Here is a 9,404-nt window from a genome sequence, read left to right on the forward strand (position 1 = left end):
GAGCTGCTTAACCATCTACTTCAGCCACCAAAGGGATGAGGTATCGCTTCTTGTTTTCCAGATCCAGACACAGCGCACGTGTGCGCTTTACTTCCAGCTTGCGGAAGTACCTTTTTCTAAACCGAAATTCAGCTAGGAGCGGCAAGCTGGCAATGGTTGACCTTTCTGAGTTTGCTTCAAATTGCTTCAGGGCTATCATTAAGGCAGGATCGGCCGAGGTGCTTGCCTTTGGATTTTTCATGTGCCGGGCAAGTGGTCCAAGTACGGTGTTTGGAAATACCTCTGGCCTAAGCAGCGGAAGCATTAATCGTCTAAACTCATTTTTCCAGTGCAGTCCATGTGGTTTCAGGTTTCGGTGTTGTTCGTGCACCCTCCGATGGGCTACTTCGTGCACATAGGTGATTAAAAACTGGTAAGGATGCAAGTCTTCATTGACAGTTACTGTATGACTTTTGGCCCGCGGGTCGAACCGATAGTCGCCTAGTTTTGATTGCCTTTTTTTGGAAAGCCTGAACTGAAATGGCTGATCTTCATAGAGTTGTATGCAATAATCGAGAGCCTCCTTTGGCACTTTTCTTGTTATTAATTGAACAAAAACATCTCTCTCCATGAATCGATTATTTGCCTTTTTCCTTCCCTTTCTTCTTTGCCACACTTCTCTAAATGCTCAATGGTTTTCCCGACTGAGCGTAAGTACAGACACTTACAGCATTGGAAATATTAATAGGTCCAAAATAACGCAAATCTATGTAGATGAAAGTGGTTTAAATGAAAACCTCGAATTACTTCCCTACCTGCAGAAGGTGCGCCTGAGGTTGTATGATCTGGGCTATTCCATTAGCCGAACGGAGGAGTCTGCCAACTTTACCCTTCGCTTGGAGGTGTTTGTAAGTGCACCAATACTCAGGCAAACGGAAGATTCTTACACCATACGGGGTGAGTCTCAAACCATTGAAAAAAAGACTGCCGAAGGAAAGAAAGAGGCCATTACTATTAGAGGTAGCGATCGCTCGGTTCCTGTTATCAGAGAAGAGATTTATTTTCAAAAAGTTATTCGAATGAAGTTATATCAGTTAAACAACAACAGGCTCATTTGGCAGGCCGAATCGATTATAGCTGATGAGACCGACAAGCACGGTAACTATGCCGATATATTGGTATATGAGCCCTTGCGTTATTTTTTGAAAACCACACCGGCACATCCCGTAAGGAATGCCTATACACGCAGACACAGGCGTATAATTGCTGAGCTATTTACTGTGCCCAAGTACTAGGTGTGAGTAGCTAAAACCGGAATTCGCGGCTATATCTCCAAATGGCACTCAACAGCAACAGTGTTCCTCTTTGTGTTTAGAGCAAAACCTTCAATAGATTGGCACTCCAACTTATTTCTTTCTGAATACCAGCTTTATCGGTACTCCCTCAAAATCGAAGTGTTCTCGGATTTTATTTTCCAGATAGGCTTCGTAAGGAGCTTTAATGTACTGCGGTAAATTACAGAAAAATGCAATAGTTGGAGTGTGGGTTGGCAACTGAGTGATGTATTTAATCTTCACGTATTTGCCCTTAATGGCCGGTGGAGGGTATCGCTCAATTTCCGGCAGAATTGCATCATTGAGTTGTGAGGTGCTTACCTTTCTTTGTCGGTTTTCAAAGACCTTAACCGCCAGTTCTATGGCCTGAAAAATGCGTTTCTTTTCGGTTACTGAAGTAAAGATTTTAGGTATCCATGTGTTTTGGCCTAGCTTTTCGTCTATTTCAGCCACAAACTTGTTCATGGTGTTGGTTTCCTTTTCAATCAGGTCCCACTTATTAATCATAAGCATAATGCCTTTCTTATACTTTAGGGCAAGGCTAATGATGTTGACATCCTGAGATTCCAGGCCACGGGTGGCATCTACCATTACCACACAAACATCGGAATCTTGTAAGGCTTGCAGAGCCCTCATTACGGAGTAAAACTCAATGTCTTCGTGTACTTTGGATTTTTTTCTGATTCCGGCCGTATCGGTAAGAATAAAGTCTTTTCCGAACAGTTTATAGCGGGTGTTGATGGAGTCGCGCGTGGTACCGGCAACATCGGTTACAATAGTTCGCTCTTTGCCAAGCAAGGCATTGACAAACGATGACTTACCGGCATTCGGGCGGCCCAGAATGGCAATTCGGGGTACATCGGCCTCAGGGTTGTCTATGCCTTCGTCTTCAAAGTGCTTCACCACCTCATCGAGTAATTCACCCGTTCCCGACCCGTTGGCGGCCGATATAGGGAATACCTCTCCGATGCCTAAAGAATAAAATTCATGCGACTGAAAGGACCATTCCTGGGTGTCGGCCTTGTTGGCTACTATATAGATAGGCTTTTCCAGCCCACGCACTACTTTGGCAAAATCTTTATCCAACCCGGTAAGCCCGTCATGACAATCTACCATAAACAGGATCACCGAAGCTTCATTCATAGCTTCTACTACCTGCTCGCGAATAGCTCCTTCGAAAACATCGTCTGAGCCGGTAACATACCCACCGGTATCAATTACTGTAAAATGCTTGCCGATCCACTGGCCATAGCCATAGTGTCTGTCACGGGTTACGCCACTTTCATTGTCCATAATGGCCTGCCTTTTCTCCACCAGTCGGTTAAAGAAAGTTGATTTACCCACATTGGGGCGGCCCACTATTGCGATTATATTTGCCATCTCTCTGTTTTCAATTACGAATTAAGAATTGCGAGATTTCAGTTTTACCTTAATGCTGCCTAAAATTCTTAATAGTTCTTCACATTTCTCCAGGAGGCTTTCTGCTTTTGAAACTCTAAATTCTTCTATGCCTCTTAGCCATGAGATCCATTACTTTGTTTCTCTCGCTTCCTGAAAGGAAATGCTAATTCTATGCAAAAATCCCTGTCTTATTGAGCTCCAATAGCTTCTTCTACATCAGCCCCAACGGGAACTCCGGATCGCACTAATTGATTAATCAAAACTCGATCTGTAGACTCAGCTCTTAGGTTTTTTGCTATTCTCAAGATTTCTAATGCAAACGCATAAGACTTCTCTTGAATAATATTATATCTCTTCATTGTGTGTATTCGTAGTCTCCGAATTCCCTTGACTGAAAATTCGTAATTCTTAATTACTATACCCGAACCCCTTGAGTTTCTGTTCTTTCTTTCTCCAGTCTTGCTCAACTTTCACAAAGGTCTCTAAATGCACTTGTTTTCCGAAGAACTTCTCCAATTCTTCTCGTGCTTGTATACCAACTTTTTTTATGGCTTCCCCCTTGTGGCCAATTACAATGCCTTTCTGACTTTTTCTTTCCACGTAGATGTCTGACATTATTCTAATGATCTTTTCATCTTCCTTAAAAGAGTGAGTTACCACCTCACAGCTGTAGGGAATTTCCTTTTTGTAGTTGAGGAAAATTTTTTCCCTTATGATTTCATTCACAAAGAAACGCTCGGGTTTGTCTGTGAGCTCTTCTTTGGGGAAATAGGCGGGGTGCTCTGGAAGTAACTCAATGATCATCTGGAAAAGGCTTTCTACGTTGAGCCCTTCTAGTGCAGATACCATTATCTCGGCATCGAAATCGTACATTTCTTTCCAGTAGGCCATTTTGTCTTCAGCCTGAGACCCTTTGGCCAGATCTACCTTGTTCATGACCAAAATTTTAGGAATGTCCAGATCTTTTAAGAAGTCCAGTTGCCTTTCGCCATCGTATTTTTCGTAGAGGTCTGTTACAAACAGCAGTACATCGGCATCTTCAAACGAGCTGTTTACAAAGCTCATCATGGTTTCGTGCAGTTTATATTCCGGCTTAAGAATTCCCGGAGTATCCGAATAAATTACCTGAAAATCATCTCCACTCAAAATGCCCATAATTCTGTGTCTGGTGGTTTGCGCCTTAGAGGTAATAATGCTAAGTCGTTCGCCCACAAGGGCATTCATTAATGTTGATTTGCCAACATTGGGTTTTCCAATAATACTGATGAACCCGGCTTTATGTGGTTTGTTAGACATTGTTAAAATTAATGGTCAAAGGTACTTGTTTAGAATGGAAATGTCACATACCTTTGTAGCCCACTTCGGAAATCGTCTGAAGATGTTTATATCGCGGGATGGAGCAGTTGGTAGCTCGTTGGGCTCATAACCCAAAGGTCGCAGGTTCGAGTCCTGCTCCCGCTACTGAATAGGACACTAAGAAATTGGTGTCCTTTTTTTGTGCCTTTTGGTTGATGAAATCAGGGTTTCCAGCCATTAAGGCAGTGATCAGTGGGTTGACTGTTGTAGTTCGATATCCTTTTTCATCAAACGTTGGTTTTTTAGGAATATGGAACGGGTAAGCTCTGTCTTCGTGTCCAAATCCATATCTCTTAGAGAGTCGATGTTTTTGAGTACTAGGTAGGTGTCACTTCACCCAGGTATCATTCTGTTCGTCAACCCCTTTTCTTGGCTTAGTGGTTCAGTAGTTCGATTTCTCTTATGCGCATGGATTTGCTCCTCTCCAAGACTTCCTGCTTGACATGTCCACCAAACACCATGTATTCCGCTTCGTACTATCTCTTGGTTTAGATCAATAGTTTCTTACAGATCTCTTTCAGATATTTTTTCTGTCTTTCTGAACCTGCCGCAGCTCTCTCGTAAGCAACTCGTTAAACAGAGCCAATTCTTCTGGTTGATACCTTTGGTTGTATAACTGTTTTGCAGGCGTAACTGTAATGCATAGTTGATATATGAATATGGATTTAATAATTTATAATTGAACTATTGAATATGTAAATACCTTCTTATTTAATTGATTAAGTCTTTATCATTACTAATTACAATGGCTAAACAATAAACAGGTTTGATATTTTAAGGAGATTCATTAGGTTAGCATTTCTCAACCACAATAAACACATGACTTTTTTGAGATTGGATTTTTACTCTAGTACCCTATTGGTGAAGATAGGGGTCAGTGTCTTGTTTTTATTAACATCTCTAACTACTCGCTCCCAAACCCATATTGACCAAGACCCAATTAAGGTAAGTGTAATCAGTGGGTTGACTGCGGACGAGAGTCAAGCTAAGCGGTACGAAGTGGCTACCGTAGTTACCAATTCTCATCATTGGCAGTATGGTGGCTCAATGATTGTTGAGCTCTTTCATCAATATTATGGAAGTGGATATGAAAAGTATTTTGTAGAGATCAGTCATTTACAGGGAAATCAAAATACGTCTCCGGCCGTCTATTTGGTCGAATCGACAGGAAAATACCACAATGCTATGGTTTCAGTTGGACCCTCTTCCGGCACCAACACGTTTAGGTCTGGTTATGAGAATTTATCTTACCCCGTCTATATAGATGTCCGGAACTATTCGAACTACACTGTTCGAATTACTTACTTAAGGAGTAGGGTGGATACAATTACTTATGACAACCAGATCGTTATTCACACTTCACCGACATCCTGGGATATATCCAACTTTACTCCTCCAAGTACTAGCCTTCCTGTTAATGGTGTCGACCCTTTTATTGAATACACGGCAAGTAGAATATGGAGATTGGGTGAGTTGAATGGTGCGAATTTTATTCTGAAGCAGCAAACAAATGGTTTTAATGCTCTGATTGTTGACGGTATTAATGGGCAGGTCAATCTGGGTAATGGTAGTTTAAAAATAGACTATGAGGGAGGGGTTAATGCAGGAGGTGATCTCATGGTACAAGGAGATATTGAAGCTTCTAAAGTAAGAGTTACCGCCACCCCGGGTACGTTTCCGGATTATGTGTTTAAGGAAGGATACGAACTCTTGAGTATAGAACAGCTCGCTGCTTACATTAAAGAACATGGCCACTTACCCAAAATGCCTACAGCTGAAGAGGTGGAGGCGGATGGTCAGGACTTGGGGCTTATTCAACGGAAGCTACTGGAGAAAATAGAGGAGTTGAGTTTGTATATAATAAAGTTGGAAGGAGATAATAACTCACTTAGAGTTGTTGTAACAAAGCTGAACAAAGCTCTCGATGATCTAAATAAAAGACTTGAATTGCTTGAAAATAAATCTGATGTCAAAAAACAAAATTAAACTCGTTTTACCCGTACTTTTTGGTTTGGTGAGTCAATTATGCTTTTCCCAGAGTTTAGTTGACAATATACCTCCATCGCCTTCGGCTGCAAGTATAATCAATGCCTCCCAAATAGAGGCATCGAAGTTTACTGGAAGTCCTAATATTGGAATTCCGTTAGCTCAAGTTTCTTTTATGGACTTGTCATTGCCTGTTGGCTTGACATATGACGCTTCAGGAATAAGAGTCAATGATGTGCCAGGTTGGGTTGGTACTAATTGGGCACTTAATGCTGGAGGTGTCATTACCAGACAGGTGAATGGTCAAGCTGATGATGCACCAATCTCCGGCTATATGGCAGTATATCCACCTTATGAGAATAATGGAATATCAAAAGTGGATGATTTGGTGTCATTTGATAAAGGAGAATTGGATGGACATCCCGATGTGTACAACTATAGCTTTCCAGGTGGATCAGGCAAGTTTTATATTAATTCGAACTATGAGGTTATCGTTAATCCATATCAAAAAATCAGAATTGAGCTTAAAACAAATAACACCATAGATGATGGTTTTGTAATTACCACTCTAGATGGGGTTAAATATACATTCGATGTTGATGAGATAACTCAAGTTGGAGCTACGGCTAACAATCCATCTGATCAGTATGTTTCGGCATGGTATCTCAGTAAGATAGAGTCATCTAAGTATGAAGGAGCAAATATTAATTTACATTACGTAACCGTCCCTTTATTGTCGGATGTGGTGAAGATTAAGTCTTACTCCTCAACAAGGAGGTATAGATCTGGCGCTCATTACCCGTCAGGAAGTACCATTCAGGTTAGCGAGAGGTTTGCTTCCTACCAGTCTAAAAGACTAGATAGTATTTCATGGGGGAACGGCTCTATGGTTTTTGTTTCTACTACCAGTAGGTCAGATTTATCAGGAGATAAAGTTCTGGATAAAATACAAGTTAAGGGACCTACAGGAGACCTAATTAAGGAGCAGAGATTTACATATGGTTATTATAGCGGGGCGTCCAATAAGCTGAGGTTAGATAAGGTGCAGGAGTTTGATAGTGGAGGACAAAGCTTACCGGCTTACGAATTTACCTATGAAACATCCGCACTGCCTGCTTATAACTCTACGGGCCAAGACTATTGGGGGTACAACAATGGGAAGACTTCCAACTTGAATTTGCTTCCTACTATGCGTGTAGCTGAGTATATAGCTCACCCTAACGTAACCTACGACATACACTATCAGATAGGGGATGCAGATAGAAACCCTAGCGAGTCTTATTTAATGAGAGGTATACTTCAGTCAATCAAGTATCCTACGGGAGGGGTTAGTGAATTTGATATGGAGGCCAATCGCTTCACTTCAAGGCTAGCCTATCAATTTCCGCTGCAGTTTATGTCTGACATGACATGTAATCTTAATGATTTAAACTGCGATTTTGAGAATAACTTTGATTATGTAAGAAATACCTTTGGAGACCAAAATATTGATTATGCGTTTGCAGTGGCTGTGGCAGAATCGGGACCTGAGCAAACAGCCAATACAGAAATCACCTCCTTTACAATACCTCAGAACCAGATAGTATCTTTTGATATTGAGATAATGAACTTCAACTCATCTACTGTTGATGCGAGCCTTGAGAAATTTGAGAATGGGTCGTGGGTAACTGTATTTAATAAAACCTCAACAGATGAGGAAAGAGTACAGCTCAACTCTGGTGTATCTTATCGTTTAAAGTGCTATGTATCTGGTGGAGCAGGTGATAAAGTTAAGATGAGGGCTGATTGGATAGTTCCAACGGGCGATACTGTGCTTTTGGGGCCAGGCTTGAGGATTAAAGAAATAAGGCAACGCGAAAGTGTTGGAGGGCCGGTGTCTAATGTAAGAAGATTTGAATATCTGGACGAACAGGGAAATGAGAGTGGGGTACTGTTTCAGGAAAATATTTTTGCTTACCGTAAGTTCGCAAAAGACAATCCGAATACAGCTACTGAGACAATTTTTCCAATCTTAGTCCATTCTTCTTCTTCCAGGTTTCAGCACAGTGGGCCTGGAGTTGGTTATGAACGGGTAACGGAGCTCTTTGGAACAAATGGGGAGAATGGTAAAATTGTTGATGTTTATAACGCGAATCCATCTTCGATATTAAATAGCCTATCTCCTGAACATACACAGATTTATGCACCACAGCAGATGCCCTTTGCTCCTTCTTTTTATACCTACTGGCGATTTGGGCAGCTTCTGGAGTCCACTACATACAGGAAGAAGTATACTGGTGAATTAGGGGCAGACTATAAGAAGGTTAGCTTCACAAAAAATACCTACGACTATCAGGCCGGAGATCTAATCAAAGGTCTTGCAGTTGCTTCAGTCAACGTGGATGACCACACGCAGGATGTAAACCTTTCAGGAAACCATTTCTACGAGGAAATTAACTACAGAATGGTGGCGGTATGGGAAAAATTGATTAAACAAGAGGTGACAACTTATAGTGATTTAGAAGATCCTCATACGGTAATTACGGATTTTATCTATGAGACGGTTCCAGATCACCTTCAGGTTAGATCCAAAACGGTGACAAATGCTGATGGTAAAAAATATATAAGTGAATATTGGTATCCACAAGACTATAGCAGTAATTATCCCGGTGTAGCTCAACTTCAGAGTAGTTTTCTTCACGGTGAAGTTATAGAACAGTTACAGATGGTGGAAATGGGAGGGAATAGAACTATTACCAAAGGTACTCTAACACATTATAATACAACTTCCCTACAGCCAGAAAGAATATATACACTCAAGAGTTCGGTAGGAATTTCAGAAAGCTCCTTTTTTAAGAGTAAAACTTACACCGGTACGGGAAGCAACAGGGACTCTAACTATGAAGAAAGAATTAGTTTTACTTATAATAATGGTAGATTGGTTCAGCAGCAACTTACAGGGGGGGCACCACAAAGCATTGTTTGGGGATATAATCTTGAATTTCCCGTAGCCAGAGTTTCGAATGCCAATCTTTCAGATGTAACCGTGGTCATTAGCCAATCTATTTTAGATAACCCCTCTAGTGATGCTGCTTTGCGTACAGAACTGAATAAACTCAGAACGGCAACAGCCCTTAAAAATGCTCAGGTAACTACAATAACATATAAGCTTGGGATTGGAGTGAGTAGTGTTACTAGTCCTAACGGCTTGATCACTTATTACGAGTACGACACTTTTGGTCGGTTAAAGTACATAAGGGATGATAGCGGGAATATTTTAAAGAAGAACGAGTACGTATATCAGCAAAATGCCAACACCACAAACAATTAGAGAATGACACACACGAAGATAAGATATGCAACAGGGGT

Annotated in this window: 7 protein-coding genes and 1 tRNA gene; 4 read left to right on the forward strand and 4 right to left on the reverse strand. The window is 41.2% G+C overall.

Annotated elements, in window-relative coordinates; genetic code table 11:
• Positions 1 to 7: 7 nt before the first annotated feature.
• Positions 8 to 610 carry a transcription elongation protein SprT gene (locus IE164_RS05900; protein ID WP_189629246.1) on the reverse strand — a complete coding sequence of 201 codons (603 nt, stop codon included), beginning with the start codon at positions 608 to 610 and terminating at the stop codon, positions 8 to 10.
• On the opposite strand from IE164_RS05900, the gene IE164_RS05905 reads away from it, so the two are divergent.
• On the forward strand, positions 609 to 1,274 hold the full coding sequence (locus IE164_RS05905; RefSeq protein WP_189629247.1) for a hypothetical protein: 666 nt from the start codon (positions 609 to 611) through the stop codon (positions 1,272 to 1,274). The genes IE164_RS05900 and IE164_RS05905 overlap by 2 nt on opposite strands.
• A gap of 111 nt (positions 1,275 to 1,385) precedes the next feature.
• On the opposite strand, the gene der is transcribed toward IE164_RS05905, so the two are convergent.
• The 3 genes from der to era form a co-directional block, all read right to left on the reverse strand.
• Positions 1,386 to 2,693 carry a ribosome biogenesis GTPase Der gene (gene der, locus IE164_RS05910; protein ID WP_189629248.1) on the reverse strand — a complete coding sequence of 436 codons (1,308 nt, stop codon included), beginning with the start codon at positions 2,691 to 2,693 and terminating at the stop codon, positions 1,386 to 1,388.
• A gap of 209 nt (positions 2,694 to 2,902) precedes the next feature.
• Positions 2,903 to 3,073 (reverse strand): four helix bundle protein, encoded by a 171-nt coding sequence (locus IE164_RS05915; RefSeq protein WP_189629249.1) that lies wholly within the window; start codon positions 3,071 to 3,073, stop codon positions 2,903 to 2,905.
• A 49-nt stretch (positions 3,074 to 3,122) separates the two neighbouring features.
• Entirely contained in the window at positions 3,123 to 4,010 is an 888-nt protein-coding gene (gene era, locus IE164_RS05920) for a GTPase Era (protein ID WP_189629250.1), read from the reverse strand.
• 92 nt (positions 4,011 to 4,102) lie between these two features.
• Here era and IE164_RS05925 point away from each other — a divergent pair.
• The 3 genes from IE164_RS05925 (at position 4,103) to IE164_RS05935 (ending at position 9,366) form a co-directional block, all read left to right on the forward strand.
• A tRNA-Met gene (locus IE164_RS05925) sits at positions 4,103 to 4,175 on the forward strand.
• Positions 4,176 to 5,069: 894 nt separating this feature from the next.
• Entirely contained in the window at positions 5,070 to 6,056 is a 987-nt protein-coding gene (locus tag IE164_RS05930) for a hypothetical protein (RefSeq protein ID WP_189629251.1), read from the forward strand.
• Positions 6,037 to 9,366, forward strand: coding sequence for a hypothetical protein (locus IE164_RS05935; protein WP_189629252.1), 3,330 nt, complete (start codon positions 6,037 to 6,039; stop codon positions 9,364 to 9,366). The genes IE164_RS05930 and IE164_RS05935 overlap by 20 nt, the downstream gene beginning before the upstream one ends.
• Positions 9,367 to 9,404 lie beyond the last annotated feature (38 nt).

The organism is Roseivirga thermotolerans, from assembly GCF_014653175.1.
Taxonomy (GTDB): Bacteria; Bacteroidota; Bacteroidia; order Cytophagales; family Cyclobacteriaceae; genus Roseivirga; species Roseivirga thermotolerans.